At 41.0% G+C, this 17,768-nt stretch carries 12 protein-coding genes and 1 pseudogene; 3 read left to right on the forward strand and 10 right to left on the reverse strand.

The features are described 5' to 3' along the window. Positions 1-585: 585 nt before the first annotated feature. The 4 genes from Q8M41_RS00900 to Q8M41_RS00915 are packed head-to-tail and all read right to left on the reverse strand — an operon-like array spanning position 586 to position 6,929. Positions 586-2,949, reverse strand: a complete 2,364-nt coding sequence (locus Q8M41_RS00900; RefSeq protein ID WP_305363348.1) for a prolyl oligopeptidase family serine peptidase — start codon at positions 2,947-2,949, stop codon at positions 586-588. A gap of 37 nt (positions 2,950-2,986) precedes the next feature. Then, positions 2,987-3,511, reverse strand: a complete 525-nt coding sequence (locus tag Q8M41_RS00905) for a hypothetical protein (RefSeq protein ID WP_305363349.1) — start codon at positions 3,509-3,511, stop codon at positions 2,987-2,989. A gap of 1 nt (position 3,512) precedes the next feature. Next, positions 3,513-5,249 carry a M14 family metallopeptidase gene (locus Q8M41_RS00910; RefSeq protein WP_305363350.1) on the reverse strand — a complete coding sequence of 579 codons (1,737 nt, stop codon included), beginning with the start codon at positions 5,247-5,249 and terminating at the stop codon, positions 3,513-3,515. A gap of 36 nt (positions 5,250-5,285) precedes the next feature. Further along, positions 5,286-6,929 carry a M14 family metallopeptidase gene (locus Q8M41_RS00915; RefSeq protein WP_305363351.1) on the reverse strand — a complete coding sequence of 548 codons (1,644 nt, stop codon included), beginning with the start codon at positions 6,927-6,929 and terminating at the stop codon, positions 5,286-5,288. A gap of 187 nt (positions 6,930-7,116) precedes the next feature. Here Q8M41_RS00915 and Q8M41_RS00920 point away from each other — a divergent pair, with 187 nt between their 5' ends. The 3 genes and pseudogenes from Q8M41_RS00920 (at position 7,117) to Q8M41_RS18155 (ending at position 8,037) form a co-directional block, all read left to right on the forward strand. Beyond that, on the forward strand, positions 7,117-7,332 hold the full coding sequence (locus tag Q8M41_RS00920; protein WP_305363352.1) for a hypothetical protein: 216 nt from the start codon (positions 7,117-7,119) through the stop codon (positions 7,330-7,332). 90 nt (positions 7,333-7,422) lie between these two features. Next, positions 7,423-7,764 (forward strand): annotated as a pseudogene (locus tag Q8M41_RS18150) (MerC domain-containing protein); the annotation flags it as partial. 66 nt (positions 7,765-7,830) lie between these two features. Continuing rightward, positions 7,831-8,037 (forward strand): GDCCVxC domain-containing (seleno)protein, encoded by a 207-nt coding sequence (locus Q8M41_RS18155; RefSeq protein ID WP_370870414.1) that lies wholly within the window; start codon positions 7,831-7,833, stop codon positions 8,035-8,037. A gap of 429 nt (positions 8,038-8,466) precedes the next feature. Here the strand turns inward: Q8M41_RS18155 and Q8M41_RS00930 are convergent, their stop codons facing one another. From Q8M41_RS00930 to Q8M41_RS00955, 6 genes are all read right to left on the reverse strand, one after another. Next, the gene (locus Q8M41_RS00930; protein WP_305363354.1) at positions 8,467-9,093 is read right to left on the reverse strand and encodes a DUF1345 domain-containing protein; all 627 of its coding nucleotides are present in this window, start codon (positions 9,091-9,093) and stop codon (positions 8,467-8,469) included. Between the two features lie 161 nt (positions 9,094-9,254). Further along, positions 9,255-9,524 carry a zf-TFIIB domain-containing protein gene (locus tag Q8M41_RS00935; protein WP_305363355.1) on the reverse strand — a complete coding sequence of 90 codons (270 nt, stop codon included), beginning with the start codon at positions 9,522-9,524 and terminating at the stop codon, positions 9,255-9,257. 38 nt (positions 9,525-9,562) lie between these two features. Further along, positions 9,563-9,907 carry an STAS/SEC14 domain-containing protein gene (locus tag Q8M41_RS00940; protein ID WP_305363356.1) on the reverse strand — a complete coding sequence of 115 codons (345 nt, stop codon included), beginning with the start codon at positions 9,905-9,907 and terminating at the stop codon, positions 9,563-9,565. A gap of 21 nt (positions 9,908-9,928) precedes the next feature. Further along, entirely contained in the window at positions 9,929-12,058 is a 2,130-nt protein-coding gene (locus Q8M41_RS00945) for a heavy metal translocating P-type ATPase (RefSeq protein WP_305363357.1), read from the reverse strand. A gap of 20 nt (positions 12,059-12,078) precedes the next feature. Then, entirely contained in the window at positions 12,079-13,314 is a 1,236-nt protein-coding gene (locus Q8M41_RS00950; RefSeq protein WP_305363358.1) for an efflux RND transporter periplasmic adaptor subunit, read from the reverse strand. Positions 13,315-13,325: 11 nt separating this feature from the next. Continuing rightward, entirely contained in the window at positions 13,326-17,711 is a 4,386-nt protein-coding gene (locus Q8M41_RS00955) for a CusA/CzcA family heavy metal efflux RND transporter (RefSeq protein ID WP_305363359.1), read from the reverse strand. Positions 17,712-17,768: the final 57 nt, after the last annotated feature.

The following is a 17,768-nucleotide window of genomic DNA, read 5'->3' on the forward strand; positions in this document are numbered from 1 at the left end:
CCTATCGTGTGGACACATTTCTGTGTCGTTATGCTTAGGCATCCAGTATCCCCCGCCGGCGGGGGAATTAAAGGGGGTGGAACCTCCCCGTAGCCCCTCCAAAGGGGCACAGCATAGCGCCTAAATCCCTACTTAATAATAAATTTTGATACTTTGACACCTGTTTAAAGATGTGTACACACGATAGGATAAAACCGGATCCCGCGTATGCTGGAACCTCCCAATCCTTAAATAAGGGAATTAGTCTGCAGCCCCTTGCAATTGATTAAGCTCCCGGATTAATCAATTGCAAGAAAAGGGTATAAATGAAAAAAACGGTCAGATATTGAATATCTGACCGTTTCCCCAAAAATTACAATTAAAAACTTGTAGATCCTTAAAGCTATTCCCCACCTCTCAGAGTACAATCACTGCATGTCTGAAATGCGTTTTTACTTTCGTAAGACAAATAGCCTTGAGGTTGATTAACCTTTATTTTATAAAATTACACTTTTTCATTATTTTTCTAAAATAAGTTTTCCACATTTTTTATAAATAAAAATTGCGAAAATCATTCATTTACAGGCTTTTAGATATCTGTGCCAATTATTTGAGTGTTTTTTCAAATAATTTTAGGATTCTTTTGTACTCATCCGTCCAGCTTGAAGGCTCCAAAAACGCATGGTCTTCAACCGGATAAACAGCGAGTTCCCAGTTCTCTTTTTTAAGTTCAATGAGCCTTTGTGATAATCGGATGATATCCTGAAAATGAACATTCACATCTACCATTCCATGAGCCATCAGCAGATTACCTTTTAAACCCTCAGCAAAATAGATCGGAGAACTTCTTTTGTAAGCAATCTCATCATTGGCGGGTTCATTCAGGATGTTTGCAGTATATCCATGATTGTAATGTGCCCAGTCGGTTACAGAACGCAGCGCAGCACCCGATTTAAATACGTCCGGTTCATTGAATAAACCCATTAATGCCATGAATCCACCATATGAGCCCCCATAAATACCGACATTTTTAGGATTAACACCATATTTTTCAATGAGCAATCTAACCCCATCGACATTGTCGCTCAGGTCTTTTCCGCCCATATGACGGTATATTCCGGTACGGTGATCCCGCCCATAGCCTGAGCTTGCTGTATAATCGATGTCTATTACGGTATATCCCAAATCAGCAAGCAGGTTATTGAACATATATTCCCTGAAGTACTGACTCCACCAATAATGCACATTCTGCAAATAACCTGCACCATGAACAAATACCACGGCCGGTTTAGAGGGAGCAGGACTTTCTGGTTTGTAAACTCTTGCATATACATCTGAACCATGACGGTTTTTGAAGCTCAGTACCTCAGGTTCCCGCCATTTATAAGAATCGAATTCAGCGCTGCTGGAGCTGGTAATCTTCTCTGCTTTTGCTCCTGCTTTGTTCTCCTGCAGGTATAATTCCCATATTTTGTTTGAAGTTGAATGGCGGATAGCAAGCCATTTTTCATCTGGAGAAAGACTGACTTCATTACCTCCTCTCATGGATGTGAGTTTAACAAATGTTCGTCCTGTAACAGGGATCCGGTAAAAATGAGTGATACCGGGATGCTCCATGTTTGCTGTGAAATAAAAGCTTTTCTTATCGTTTGACAATTGAAGTGTTTGTACTTCATATTTTCCGGCAGTAAGTAATTTTTTGTCTCCGGAATTTACATTCAGGGTATAGATATGGGAGTATCCGGTAGCCTCGCTCTGGAAATAGATTGTTCTGTTATCAATCCATCCGATATTGCTCCCACCAAAGAAACCACCGATACCTGGGCCACCAATCCAGGCTTCATCCCGCTGCCTGTCGAGGGGCGATAATTTGCCACTTTGGGGATCCAGCTTCATGATCCAGCGGTCTTTATTGTCGAGTGCCGAAACAGTCACTACTGCCAATGAGCCATCAGAATTCCAGAAAGGGCCATTGATCGAGACTTTACGATCTTCATTTTTCTTTGTTCTTTCTTCCAGCTGTTTGGGATATTCTTTTACATAATCCGGCAGGTCCTTGATTCCCGGAATCTCTTTGGTAGAGATAGCATAAATCGTATCCCTTTGGATATCATAAAGATAACTTTCATAGCCAGGTAATGCGTTACCCACTTTCGTACGTCCGCTGATATCTTCAGTGTACCCTGTTGTGCTGATATAGTTTGGAACTATCGTGTTTTTATTGCCCTCGGCACGTTTCACAATCCGGAAGGCGATAAACTTTTCATCCGGACTCAATCGTAAACCATTCAGAAAACTGCGTTCATCAAGGTAGAATTCTTTCGGGTCTTTTGGCTCATTTGCTTTATTCTTTGCCTCCTGCTCTTTTCGATCAGCTTCCCTCTTTTTTATGATCTCAAATTCATTGATCTGATCCTGTCTGAGCCATTGATCCTGTTTCGATAGTTGACTTTCAGGACGCTTTTTAGAGCGGGTAAAATTACTAAGTTGTACAAGTTTCCCTCCGCTAATGGAGATGCTGAAGAGGTTATCTCCGCGCTGGAAAAGTACTTTACTTTCGTTTTTGTCAAATACAGGGTTAGCTTCCCGTTCAAGGGTATTTGTAAGAGCCTGTTCCTCCCCGGTGCTAATCGTTTTGATAAAAAGGTCTCCTTTGCGCTCAAAAAGCACTTTTGTTCGGTCTCTTGTATAAATAATTGTTCCTTTATCCAGATTTTCCGTTATTTCTTCGGATACTTTTTGGGGCTTACGTATATCTAAAGAAATCTGATACATAGGATCTTCCTGTTCCTTTTCAGGATTCCAGTTAAAATAGATGTTTTTGCTGTTTTCATCCCATTTGATGTTAGAGGGGGAAACACCCATCCATTTTGGATCGCGCATGATCTTTTCTACGCTGAGGCTCCCTAAATCCTGAGCAAATAGTGCTAAGGGTGAAGCTAGAAAAAGGCAAAATATGATTCTTTTCATAATATTTTCTTCAAATGAATTTCTTGCTATTCAATCTTTAAATTAAATTCTGCTTTGAACCGGAGCTCATTGTTTCGTTCAAGTATGTAATAAAATTTTTTTTATCGGGACTAAACTCCATGATCCAGCGGTTCGTTTTGGCTGCCGGAATTAAATTTGAGGTAAATTCATCAGCAGGTAAATACTGTGCAAGGGCGGTGCTGATCTTTTGGTCAGAATCCCTGCCATAGTTAGTGATGCTATCAGGGCTTCCATCTGTATGCCGGTGATCATGCTTCAGGCGGATTCCACCTTTCGTTTTTGTGAGCACCCATGTGCGTGTTTGATTTTCGCCAACATTAAAAGGTAACTTTAACTCAGATCTGTTGCTTCTGCTGACTTTAAAACTCAACACTTTACCCCAAAAATCATTTGCCTTTGTGGTATCCGGCATGTAAATAGCCTTACCATAAAAGGTTTTGCCTTCAAGGGAGCGAATTGCTTTAAAAAATTCCTTTTCTCCTTGCCCGAAGAGAAGGGTATTAAAAAGGAGAAGACATGTTGTAATGCAAAGTAGTTTCATATTATTGGGCTCTAATTGCCACACCACCCTTTTTACTGTCAACGTTTACCTGGTATTTCTCTCCGTTCTGGATTATCCACCTAACTGTAACCGTTCCGTTTCCCGGGATATTCGGCACCTTGATGTTTTCAGGATCATTTTTCTGCTCCTCTGCAATGTTCAGATCACGGTTGGTAACGATCATTCCTGCTATCACTTTTGCTCCCTTCAGACTAACCAGATCAGGAACTTCAATCTTGTACTTCAGATCCTGACTTGAATGTGTTGGCATCAGGCGCTTATTCGCAATAACAGCAGTCACCTCCTTTAATCCGGCACCCAAATCCTTTTCAGAAATCTCTTCGACAGAAAGTTTCGGGGTATGATAGGCATGATATAAAGTGAAAGCCATATTACGGTGTGCATCGCTTTCAAGCAAAAATCCTGGATGCAGACGGCCAAAAGATTTCTTAAAACCACCAATTTCTATATCACCATATTGGGGATGTTTGAATGCTTTCCAATTGACAAAGGCATCATTAAAAAGCAGATTCCGGTCGAAAGAATATTGTTCAGATTGGGCACTTCTGTCAGCAGGTTTATTATATAACAGAAACTGCGTCCATAGCTCATTTGAGAAAGTATAAATACCCCTTCCGCCGTAAAACCAATCCAGCTCCCCTCCAAAAACGGAGTACAGATCTTTGTATACAACCAGGTATTTATATCCTGGAATCAGTTCCTCACCTTTTTTGCCAAGGGCATCATAAACCTGAACATCCTGTGCATTGTAGGTGTTTAAATCCTCAAGTGCACCCGGCCCACGGAGAATCATACCGCCATTATTATGGTAAGACTGTCCTGCAGCAATGTTTGGATGTTTCATCACAAATTCGGAAATCGAACGGTTTTCAGGCAATGAGAATGGGTATTTATAGGCACCGTTTTGTATGTGATTTGGCTGCCAGTTCCATGCCCAGTCGCGGTTAGGGTCATAAAAACCTTCTCCGTCTTCATTCACATCACCATCCCCGTCGTTATCAATTCCTTCATAGCCCAGCAATTCATATTCTCCCTGCTGATCGACGCCTACACTGATCATTCGTCTCGGATCTTCCGGATCAGGCTTTAAACGGCCATTCGGATTTTTCCGGCGCATGAAAACAATATGCCCGTCACCATCAAGGTCATCATAACCATCTTCATTTATTTCTCCGTCGCGGTCATTGTCTACTGGAATCATCCCTGAACGTGGGGAATTTGCATTATTTGCCTTATGGATAAAATTATCCCTGGCATCAGGGTTGATCGTTGGAGCGATGTAAAAGGTTTTATCCTCTAATAAGTCCTGAATATGTTTTGTATCTGCAAAAGACTCAGCAAGATACCATGCTGTGTACAGCGCGAATTCGCTACCCTGAATTTCATTTGAATGGATGTTCCCATCAATATACATCGCAGGTTTTCTTCCTGGGTCGCCCTTCTTAAAATCAGAGATCGTCATCACCCACATTTCTTTTCCAAGGTGTGATTTTCCCATAGATTCAAGCTTTACAAGATCAGGATAAGCTTTTGCAAGCTTTTTACAGATCTCGGTAATTGCAGCATAGTCATTATAACGGTTCCAGCTTACCGGAACTTTCGGGTTAGCCGGACTTCCCGAAGCTTTTAGAATCTGCTCAGGTTGTTGTGCCTGCAAGGTAATTGCCAGAACAAGAACCGGAAGGGTAAAAAATATTTTCTTTATGAATGCTTTCATCTTTTTCTATTTAATTTTTCAAAACAAATCCTGGAATTATAAAGGGATTTCTACAGTCTTTGTTCCACTCGTCGGACTACCTGTATTAATTGTCAGTTTACCTGAACCTTTTATCAGCCAGGATATGCTTTGGTTTCCCTGACCTTGAATCGCATCGATTAATTGGTTTTTGCGTCCACTGATAATTGTTTGATTCGCTTGCGGAATTACTTTAACAGATAGCTTCTTTACCCAATAGCTTCGTTCGCCAACCTTGGTGTGGGTGGGTAAAATTCCTTTATTAAAAAGAGTGACTGTGACTCTGGTCAGGTCATTACCTAATTTCTCTTTTTTTATATTTGTGATATCAATGGAAGGAGTATACTTGCTAAGTGCCAGAATAAAGTCGCTATGCTTTTTTACCAAATCTTCAACCAGCTTAAAGGGAGGATTTTTTAATACAAAAGGATCAATTCCCCCAATTTCTACGGTTTGTCCGGGGAAATCAGGGTGTTCAATCTTTGTCCACTCTGTAAAATTGTCTTTTAGTCCCTGGCTATCGGCCCAACGGAGGTAATTTGCCGTCGGATCTTCAATTTTCAGATCCTTCACTTTTTTCGCTGTATCGGCTTTTGCCTTCGGTACCCACCATCCCGGCGTACTGAAACTATTACGGCCGTAATGGAAATAAGCCCATTGAGCAAAATCACCCCCCTCTGAAGCACTTTTGGGAGCATCCTTTAAGCCAACTGTTTTAATATAAAGTTCGGAAACCAGAGTATTTGCCTTTGCATCTGCTTCAAAATAGCCGGTAATGATGCGCTTTGAAATAGCCTGTGCATTAAAAGATACCGGTACTGAAAGGTTATTATAGGGTCCGAATGTGATTACTGAATAAATATTAAACATCTCAAACAGGTTGTCGAGTAAAGTCCTGTTCTCAATTTCAGAGACCATGTGTTCTCCCGACCCCGGAATGAAATTCGGATAGTCATAACTCATATTCTTATTAAAATGTACCCCACCTTCAGCGTCTTCATTATAATTTCCATCCTTATCATTGTCGGTTCCTTCAGAAAAAAGCAGGTATTTACCTACTTCGCCTTTCGTTGGATCGGCAAGAATCATCGACCGGGGTTCTTCAGGGTTGATACGGTATTTTCCTGTTGGATCTTCAACTCTGATCCAGCTTATTTTGCCATCTTTATCCAGGTCATCAAACCCATCTTCATTCAGCTTTCCATCGCGGTCCTCATCTGTAGCTTTTGCGTTTCCACTTCTTGCATAGCGGATTTGACTGAAGTATTGTTCCGTAGCATCCGGACTCATGTTCGGAAAAACATAAAATGTATTTTTCTCAAGAATATTCTTAATACTATCCTGGGCAGAGTCCTTGAGTATTTTTTCCGCAAATCCCAAAGCCAGCTCAGTGCCCAGAAGGTGTGAACCTTCAACGCCTCCAACAATTGCAAGCGCCGGTTTTTGCCCAATGTTTCCGCTGCCAATGCTAAGCATCCAGATATCTTTTCCGCCTATGGTTTTGACAAGAGATTTAACTTTTACCAGTGATGGATAGGTTTTAGCGAGGGAATTTATCCGCTCTGAAACCCGGGAGTTATTGCTGTAATCCTGTGCATTTAATTCTCCAAAAAAGAGAAAAATACACCACAGCAAAACTGAGGTTTTGTAAATTTTATTCATGAAATTAATCGGTTAGTTTCAGCCGATAAATATAAACACAATTTCATTCTCAATTGGTTACGCAATTTAAGATTGAAAACAAGAGAGATAGCTGTTACAAATGACAAAGAAGAACAGAAGAAAGTAACTTGTGTTAAGTTAACAATACTATGAAGTATAATGTTATTCTTGTAAAACCCATTTACAAATGATACTCTATACAATTAAACTTACAAAAGCACATATATCAACCTTGAAAGAAGTTAAACAGGAAGTTGAGACTTGGCAGAAGAATCTGAATAATAAAAACAGCAAGATCAACGGGCAATTTACTAACAAGGAGGCAAGGGTGAAATTAAAAAGATTGTATCTGTCAATTCATTGGCCAGGCTACAGAGATGAGGATTGGTGGTGGCTCTGGTAGCAAGTGTAATTGGAGCTATGGCAGGCATTCTATTCTCGAATTTCTAAATGCTATTAGTTAGACAGCCAATAAGGGTATATTTGGACCAACATGAGATTAATAAATAATTTAGATAAAATTGGAACATCAGGAGTGCTTCTTACGGTATTACTATCGCCTTGCTGTTTTCCAATTATTGCAGTTGCCGCTACAGTTTTGGGATTAGGCAGCTTTGAACTTTTTGGGGAATGGACGATGTGGATCTTCCAGGCTATGGTTTTGATTTCCATCATTGGACTTTATATATCATATCGCAGGCACCGGTGTCTGTATCCGTTAATTGCCGCTGTTATTAGCGGGTTTTTAATTATTTATGGATATCATTTTGACACCAGCGATTATTGGGTTCACCTTCTTTATGCAGGTTTGATCAGCCTTCTACTAGCTACCATCTGGAATTATCGGCGTAACAAACTTCATTCCTGCTGTAATATCACCAGCAATAATCAGGATCAACTCATTGAGCTAAGGTCAACAATTACCTGCCCAAATTGCGGCCATAAAAAAGACGAAATTATGCCTACGGATGCTTGTGCATATTTTTATGAGTGTGAAAAATGTAAAGTCAGATCAAAACCCTTGAAAGGTGATTGCTGTGTCTACTGTAGTTATGGAACTGTTAAATGTCCGCCCATGCAAGGCTCAAATCCATGCTGTACTTCATAAATTTAGTGCCAAATTTGCCGCTTAGCGAAGCCCTAGTATGGTATGTCTTGTGAAGTAAGTAATGCGAATAATCTTCTTTATGGAAGGTTTTTATTTTAGAGTTTAAATCTTGTTATGTTGAGCAGAAACTACCAATGTTTAATAAAATAATGTCTCAAAGTTAGGAAAGTACTAAAAGCGAGTATTAAAGCCAATAACCAGTATATAACCATGAGTAAAGGTTTAGGTTTATAGGCAAGGCTTATCTTTTTCCTTTTGGTGTCCTTTTGAGCAGCAACTGGGGCCTTGATTGTCACCGGTTTCCTTCTTTTATTTCTGCTCTGTATTATCAGTTTTAATCATTAAACGTTTGGTTCGTTTAATGATTCCTTGCATTGTGGTTTTACAACAATTTTAGTTAGTGCAATTAAACTCAAGCCACACAAATTTTTATCCTTCCATATTTAAAAACCATTCCTGAGCCTGTTGAATAGCCTCGAACACTAATGTTGATTCTTTAATTCCCCCATATTTTTTTAATTGATTTTTTCCTTTTTTATCGTTATCCATATCGCAATAGTAAAAATGGGCATATCTTAATGTAAAAATGGTGTGAACCAACCACCAGGAGCTCATCACACACGCAAAGGGAATAATGATCTGATAAAGAAGATCTTTCCTGGAACTTTCATCACTACTTTGTAAAAGTATCAGAATGGCAAAAAGACTGGCAAATGCGGCTGCAACGGCAAACAAAAATACTAATGTACGGCTGGAGTCCTGTGCATGAGCTTCATGCTTCACTTCAGCAGGATGTGACGTTAAAATAGTGATCCAGGCGAGAATTAAACTACTTAAAGCATACGCTAGCCAGGTAACCATAAAATGAACGGAGGAAGAAAATCTTCCATAAGTCAACATGAAAATAATTGCGGCTATTCCGGCTGAGACGGATAATTTATGATTGGCATTCAACCGGTTGATGTACCCTGAACATTTTTTGATTCCAGAAGCTAAAACAGTGAAATATTTCATTACATATAATAGTTTTTTAAAGGCTATGAAGCCCGTATCCATGTTTTTTTGAGTCAGAAGACTTATGCCGGTTTCATTTTCATTCTTTTAAAGAGAAGGTCTTCCGGATCACATTTCTTTTAAAGCACTTTTACTCCTTTTAAAAAACTATAAATAATGTTTATTTCGAGCTCCAAATCAGACTGATTCTTAAAGCTTTAAAATTAGAAATCAAATAAGTTACCTAAAAAGCCCTTTCGCCCATGTTTGTATGGATTATTATGATGCGACCCATGCCCACGTGACTGGCTATAAGGTTGTTGCACATTTTCGCTCCGAGGATTATCAGAAGTATTAAGTTCAGCAGAACGTTCAATAATTTTATCCAGCTCGCCTTTGTCGAGCCATACACCTCGACAGGCAGGGCAATAATCAATTTCTATACCCTGCCTTTCAGCCATTACTAAAGTTTCATTACAATTTGGACATTTCATATTTGTGTTTTTAATTAAATCTGTTTTACATTATGACCTTATTCCTTTAACCATATCTTTGCCTCTCCCTTATTCTTTATAGGATAGAAGCGTATCTGCGCATTTTTAAACGGTTTTAACAGTGAAACAATTCGTTTATCATCTTCGTTTGCACCCACGCAGCAAATTTTTTCAAAATCTTCTGCATGACTAATACATTGTAAGAATTTGTCATCAGACCACTGATCAAATCTTGCGACCTCCAGATACCATCGCACTTTTTTACCGTTAGTTAAGATATTATGAACAATTGGATGGAGCTTTTCATAATCACCTGCCTTCAACTGATTATCTGCCTTTGTCGCAATAATATTATCTGAGGTAAATTCCAATAGTTGTAGCATTCTTTTGTTCCGATTAATTTATCATGCATCATTTTTATAAGCCAATAGCCGCAGCGCATTAAATACAACGATTAATGTCGAGCCTTCATGAGCAATCACTGCCGGCCCAATGGAAGCTATACCCAGGATGGTCAGGGGGATTAAAGCAGCCACAACGCCGAGACTGATCCACAAGTTTTGCTTAATGATCATTTTTGCTTTTCTGCTTAATCCAATTGCAAAAGGAAGACTTTCCAGCCTGTCGCCCATTAACGCAATATCTGCGGTTTCTAAAGCGACATCAGATCCGGCAGCGCCCATGGCAATTCCTACACTGCTTTTCGCCATTGCCGGTGCATCGTTTACACCATCACCGACCATAGCAACCATTCCTTCAGATTTGTCCAGTTTTTGTACAGCCTTCACCTTATCTTCAGGCATGAGGTCACCCCATGCATCTGTTACCCCGATCTGTTTGGCCACAGCTTCGGCCACCTGCTGATTGTCACCAGTAAGCATGATCATCTTTTTAATACCGAGAGCTGTCAACTCAGAAAGCATCTGTTTTGCTTCTTTACGGGGAACATCCATCAAAGACAATATGCCGATAAAGTCCTTGTCACGTTTCACCAGCATAGAGGTATGCCCTCCCTTTTCAAGGTCTTCAACCTGTTTTAAAATTTCCAGAGGAATACCGCCTTTATTAAATAAAGCCTTATTACCGATGTAAACCTTTTTTCCGTCAACTTCAGCCTGAACACCCCTGCCGATAATCCCCTTTACGTTATGAGCTTCCGGAATTTTTTGCTTCTTTAATTTTTCCATTGCACCCTTAACTATAGCCTCGGCCAGCGGGTGATCACTTAACTTTTCAACGGCCACTGCAAGGGCAAGTAGCTCTTCTTCAGAAATGCCATTTAGAGGAATAGCATTGGTAAGCTGAGGTTTACCTTCTGTTAGAGTACCAGTTTTGTCAAATGCAATTGCATTTAAAGATCCCAGATCCTCCAAAGGCCGCCCTCCTTTGATCAGTACCCCTCCACGGGCAGCGCGTGCTACTCCGCTTAAAACCGCACTTGGTGTTGATATAGCCAGAGCACAAGGACTGGCTGCAACCAGCACCGACATTGCCCTGTAAAAGCTTTTACTAAAAGGCTCATCGATAACCAGAAAAGCAAAACATAGCAACGCTACTAAGATCAGCACAACCGGTACAAAGTATTTTTCAAATTTATCGGTAAACAATTGGGTTGGCGATTTTTGCTTTTCCGCTTCATTGACCATTTTCACTAACCTCGAAATGGTTGAATCTTTAGCCTCCTTAATTACCTTAACCTCTAATACAGATGAGCCATTAATTGTACCCGCGAAAACTCTGTACTGTGGCTTGATGCTTTTCTCGCTGGTATAGTCTTTCGCAGGATCGGGAACAGGCGACTTGTCGACAGGCACACTTTCTCCGGTAATAGGAGCTTGATTTACGCTTCCTTCACCTTTAATCACCACACCATCAGCCGGTATTTTGCTATTAGGCTTGATGATAATAATATCACCTAAAACTAATTTTTCAATACGGATTTCTTCCTCTTTCCCATCCCTGATTACCAGCGCGGTGGGAGGGGCAAGACTTGTTAAAGCAGCAATCGATTTGCGTGCTTTGCCCATGGCATAATGTTCCAAAGCATGACCCAGACTAAACAGGAACAGCAATAAAGCACCTTCGGCCCAGGCACCCAGTATGGCAGCTCCTATGGCAGCTACAAGCATCAGGAAGTCAATTTCAAATCCGCCTTTAAGGATCGTTTGAACGGCTTCCTTAGCCGTAAAGTACCCTCCCAGGAAGTAAGCTATAATATAGAGCGACAGACTGATCCAGGAAGGGATGGTATTGAGATAAGACATACCAAAGCCCGAACCTAAAGCTGCGCCGCAAAGAAGAGCGAAAATAAGTTCAGTATTTTTACCAAAAACACCTCCGTCCTCATGTCCCGCATCTTCTGCGTGGTCGTGTTTAGCCTTTTTGGATTCCGATCTGTTTGTTTCTTCCCTCCCGGGAGTTTCTTTAGGAATGGGGTTTTTTAACCGTTTTTCTTTCGGATCATTAACAGCTTCAGTTTTCCGGGGCGCTGTTCCAGTTTTTTGAACCTGGCCTTTGCGATTATTTTTTTCCATGTTAAAGATTGATAATGTCCTTATTCCTCTTCACTATTTTTCATTTTTGAAAGCAGATCATAAGCTCCTCTCATAACTACTTTTCCGGTTAGATCAGACTTCCCGGGGATCTGCACCTCGATATATCCGCCATCACTTATACCAGTAGTTATTTCCACCATTTCAAAGTGAAAGGTTTCTCCTGCCTTTTCTTTCTCAGATTTTGTCTCGTTTTCCTTTTCAGTGTGCTGGGTTGGTACTTCGGTTGCAGTTTGAGAGGCTACAAAAATGTACTTTTTTCCCTCGAAATCAACAACCGCAGGTTGCGGTAAGGTCAAAACCTCGCTGCTTCCGGTTTCTATAAATGCCTTGAGATAAGTTCCGGGAATAAAACCTTTGCTTCCTTTAGCAATTGCATGGACTGTTACAGTTTTGTCCGGATTAATTTCGCCGCCCACCAACTGAACTACCGCCCGTAATTCGGTCGTATCATTCGTCATGGTAAAGCGAACCTGCTGACCTGCTTTTACTTTTACTGCATCTTTCTCAAATACATTTAACTCCACATGCAGGTTTGAGCTGTTTACGATCTCAAACATGACATCATTTGGATTAACAAATTTCCCAATATTGACATTCACTTCGGTTACATAGCCGCTGATGGGGGCATAAATATTCACCTGGCTTCGGATATTTCCTGCTGTTAGGCTCGCCGGATTAATATTGATCAACTGGAGCCGCTGTTTCAACGCATTCTCTCTGGCCAGAGTGCTTTGATACTGAGCCTTTGACTGCTGCAGGGTCTTTTGAGAGTTGACGTTCTGTTGAGCCAGGGTTTGCTGCCTTTTATACTCAGAATTGGTGAGTTCCAACTGACTCCTGCTTTCCAGATAGTCCTGCTGAAGCTGTACAAATTCCTGGTTTTGCAGAACCGCAATTACCTGCCCTTTACTTACTCTACTTCCCTGCAAAAGAGGGGTCGATTTAACAATCCCTCCCATTTGTGTAGTAACGCTCACCAGATTTTGAGGCGGTACATCAATAAATCCATTAACTTTTAATACACCGCTTAAAGATCTCATTTCTGCTGAGCCCAATGTGATGCCTACCGTTTTATATTGTGCTTCAGTAATTTCTACAGAGGTTTCACTTACACTATGAGTGCTGTCCGCCTGAGTTTGTTCAACTGAGGTCTCTTTACTCCCACAAGAGGCCAAAAAAGCCATTAATATGGTTAGGAAACATATCTGTTTAATTATTTGAATTTTACTTTTCATCTTCTATTAAATTATAAACCCATAAGGTATTGAAGTGTATAAACTGATTGATTATATTGATTGATAGCCTGGAGATAACTAAACCTTATTTCTGAATAGGTTCGTAATCCCTGTAAATATTCCACATAACCAATCTCTCCGTTCTGAAAGGCTATCTGAGATTGCTTAAGAATAAGGTTTGCATTTGGCAGTGCGCTTGATTTATAATATTCAATACTGCGTGAGTTTTTTAACAATTCCTGATAGGCTTTGTTGTACTGGCCCTGAAGATTAGTTTGAAAAAGGCTAAATTCACTTTCAGCAACCTGCTTTCCGATTTGTGCAGCCTTAATACGTGCTGAAAAAGGTTTAGCAAAAATTGGGATAGAAATACCCGCTTGTATACCCTGAAAACGCTTACCGCCGTTGAAATAAACATTCTGCCCGTTAACACTCTGACTGCCAATGATGGACTGATTAAAATATCCTACCGAAAAATCCGGGCCTAAACGTGCTTTTTCAAGACCGATCGATTTATCTGCAATTTCAATCTGCTGCCTGTATGAAGCAAGCAAAGGATTTCTTGCGATCATACTGTCAAGGACTATAGCATTCCAATTTTCCGGGACAAACTGTTCTTTTGTGATCTCAATATTCTCCTGCGAGTTAAGAAGCCTTTGGAGTTCGGACGTATAAACTAAAATATCAGATTGATTTTTGCTCATTTGATTACGCACTTCATTATACTGTGTCTCAGCTGAAGTTTTTTCAAGCAGATTGGTTTCCCCGGTCTCGTATCGAAGTGCCGCAGCTTTCAGGAAGTTGCTGTAAACGGTGTCCTGGCTGAGATACAACTGTTGAAGAGCAATAAAATACGCAAGCTGGGTGTAGTTACTTTTGACCTGATAGCTTAACTCGTTTTGAGTTATCGACAAGCCGATCTCTGCACCCCGGATCTGTGCATCGTAGAGACTACGCTGGCTTTTAAAAAGCCCTGGATTTGGAATACTTTGAGAAGCGCTGAAGTTATTATCCCTTTTTATCCCATTGATCTGTCCATATTGAACGTCGAAATTTGTTTTCCCCAAATCTCTTGAGCTTCCTCTTAATGCCTGTTGCTGATTAATCTGCAAGCCAGATGACGTGATAGCCCTGTTATTTTTAAGAGCTGTTTGTATCGCTTGTTGTAAGGTTATTGGAGAGCCTGATACAGGCACCTGGGCTTTAGCTGCCGGAGCGATTAAAGTGATGCCGAGGATGAAGATGGCTACGGTAGCAGTAGGAATAGCTTTATTCACTTTTCTTTTAAAGCTTTCGAAATAGGTGTATAACACGGGTAAAACAATTAAGGTTAAAATAGTGGATGTTATCAAACCCCCAATGACGACGGTAGCCAGGGGCTTTTGAACTTCCGCCCCAGCCGCAGAGGATAGAGCCATCGGTAAAAATCCTAAGGAGGCAACGGTTGCTGTCATAAGCACCGGTCTCAAACGGATAGCGGTTCCTTTAAGGACAATTTCATTTAATCCGTACTGATTGAGTTTTTTGAGCCGGTTAAATTCAGTAATAAGCACAATTCCGTTTAGCACCGCTACACCGAAAAGGGCAATAAAACCGACACCCGCCGAAATACTGAATGGCATTCCCCTTAGCAGAAGGGCAAAAATACCCCCGATGGCTGCCATTGGAATAGCTGAAAAGATAAGCACAGACTGCTTAACGGAGCCAAAAGAAAAATACAATAGTAATAATATTAATAATAATGCTACGGGAACCGCAATAGAGAGCCTTTTTGTTGCCTCCTTCAGATTTTCAAACTGTCCGCCATAGGTGATAAAATATCCAGTCGGGAGTTTGATCTGTTGGTTGACCTTTAGCTGGATCTCTTCAACTACGCTGGCAATATCACGTCCGCGAACGTTTAATCCTACGATAATGCGGCGTTGAGTATCTTCCCGCTGGATCTGATTAGGGCCAACCACGAACTCTACATCGGCAAGCTGGTCAAGTGGAATCTGGTTACCGTTAGAGGCAGTTACATAGACATTTTTTACATCTTCAATGTCCCGGCGGTTTTGAACTGACAAACGCACTACCATGTCATATCTTTGCTCGCCTTCATAAACTAACCCCGCCGACTGGCCCGCAAAAGCTGTATTCAATGCCTGATTAACAGTTTCTACACTTAATCCATACTGGGCAATTCGGTCACGGTTGATCCTTACTACGATTTGTGGCAAGCCCGTAGCCTGTTCCAGATATAAGTCTCGTGCCCCATCAACTGTCGAAACAATTTTTCCTATTTTTTGCGAGAGATCAGTTAATTGATTAAGATCGTCCCCGAAGATTTTAATACCTATATCCTGCCTTACACCTGATATAAGCTCGTTAGAACGTAATTGGATGGGTTGCGAAAATCCAAAACTAACACCCGGCACATCTTCCAAGGCTTCACCCATTAATTCTGCCAATTCTTCACGGTCATGGGTTGTTGTCCAGTCTTTCTTATCTTTCAAGATTACCGTCAGATCCGTGGCCTCCATCGGCATTGGATCAGTTGGAATTTCAGCAGCGCCTATTTTCCCAATTACCTCTTTCACCTCTGGAAACCGTTCCACTAAGATTTTAGATGCCTGATTTATCTTATCAATAGATTGACTAAGAGAACTGCCCGTGAGTAATCTCGTTTCAACTGCAAAATCACCTTCTTCCAGCGTGGGGATAAATTCGCCTCCCATACGGGTAAAAACAAAAATGCTGACTGCCAGCAATGCTACTGATGAGATAACCACGAGCTTACGCCTGCGTAAAGCCGCATGTATCATCGGGCTATATTTTCTTTGAAAGAAATCCATCATTCGATCAGAGAAATTCTTTTTTTGAGAGAGGTTTTTACTAAGAAACAAGGATGATACCATTGGGACGTAAGTCAGGGAGAGGATAAATGCACCCAGAATAGCAAACGATACTGTTTGAGCCATCGGCCCGAACATTTTTCCTTCAATACCGACCAGAGCCAGGATCGGCAGGTAAACGATTAAAATGATGATTTGACCAAAGGCGGCTGCACTCATCATCCGGACAGAAGATTTCTCCACCTGTTCATCCATTTCGGGCTGAGTAAAAGCCCTGCCTAGTTTATTACCGGCAAGGGTGTGCATAGTTGCTTCTACAATAATCACAGCCCCATCGACAATCAGACCAAAATCTATCGCTCCAAGGCTCATTAAGTTTCCCGATACACCAAACAAATTCATCAGAGAAATAGCGAAAAGCATGGCAAGTGGTATGACCGAGGCTACGACCAGACCAGCCCTTAAATTTCCGAGGAACAAAACCAATACAAAAATAACGATCAAAGCGCCCTCAATCAGATTTGTAGCAACTGTTCCCATTGCTCTGTCCACTAAAGCACTTCGGTCAAGAAACGGCTCGATAGTGACCCCTTCCGGCAAGGTTTGAGTGATGCGCTCTATTTTTGCTTTAACATCCTTAACAACATTGTTAGCGTTAGCTCCTTTTAGCATCATTACAATACCACCTACAGCTTCTCCCTGCCCTTCACGAGTAGCGCGGGTAAGCGCACCATACCGAATGGAGTTTCCGATCTGGACGGTAGCAATATCACGAATTAATACAGGTATGCCATTTGTATTATTCTTAACGACGATTTTGTTTATGTCATCAAGACCGCCAACTAAGCCTTCACTACGTATAAAATATGCGTTCGGCTTTTTATCAATATAAGCCCCTCCAGTATTCTGGTTATTCTGTGCCAGGGAATTAAAAACATCACTGATACTTAAGTTGAAACTTCGTAATTTATCCGGATCTAACGCAATTTCGTATTGTTTTAATAAGCCGCCAAAGCTATTCACTTCTGCAATGCCGGGGGTGCCTAAAAGTTGTTTACGAACGATCCAGTCCTGGATGCTTCTCAATTCACGGGCACCAAATTTCTTCTCAAAACCCGGTTTTGCATGAATTACATACTGGTATATTTCACCTAATCCTGTGGATATGGGCGAGATTTCAGGATTACCCAGATCTCCTGGTATATTGTTTTTTGCTTCGGCCAGCTTTTCGTTAACCTGCTGCCGGGCCCAGTAAATGTCCACATCGTCATGGAATACGATAGTTACTACGGAAAGACCAAAACGGGAAAGCGACCGAACCTGTTGAATTTCAGGTATGGTAGACATGGTTTGCTCAACAGGATAGGAGATTAAACGCTCCACTTCCTGAGTTGCCAGTGATGGACTCAAGGTTATAACCTGCACCTGATTGTTTGTAATATCCGGTACAGCATCTATAGGTAACTGTCTGAGGGAATATATCCCCCAGGCGATCAGCGCCAGTGTAAACAGGCCAATAACTAGCTTGTTGTGTATGGAAAACTGAATAATTTTTTTCAGCATTGAATTTAAATTAGATGTAAATAAAAAAACAAAGAATGCATTTCAGATCATCCAAAG

Source organism: Daejeonella sp. (genome assembly GCF_030684675.1).
Classification (GTDB): domain Bacteria; phylum Bacteroidota; class Bacteroidia; order Sphingobacteriales; family Sphingobacteriaceae; genus Daejeonella.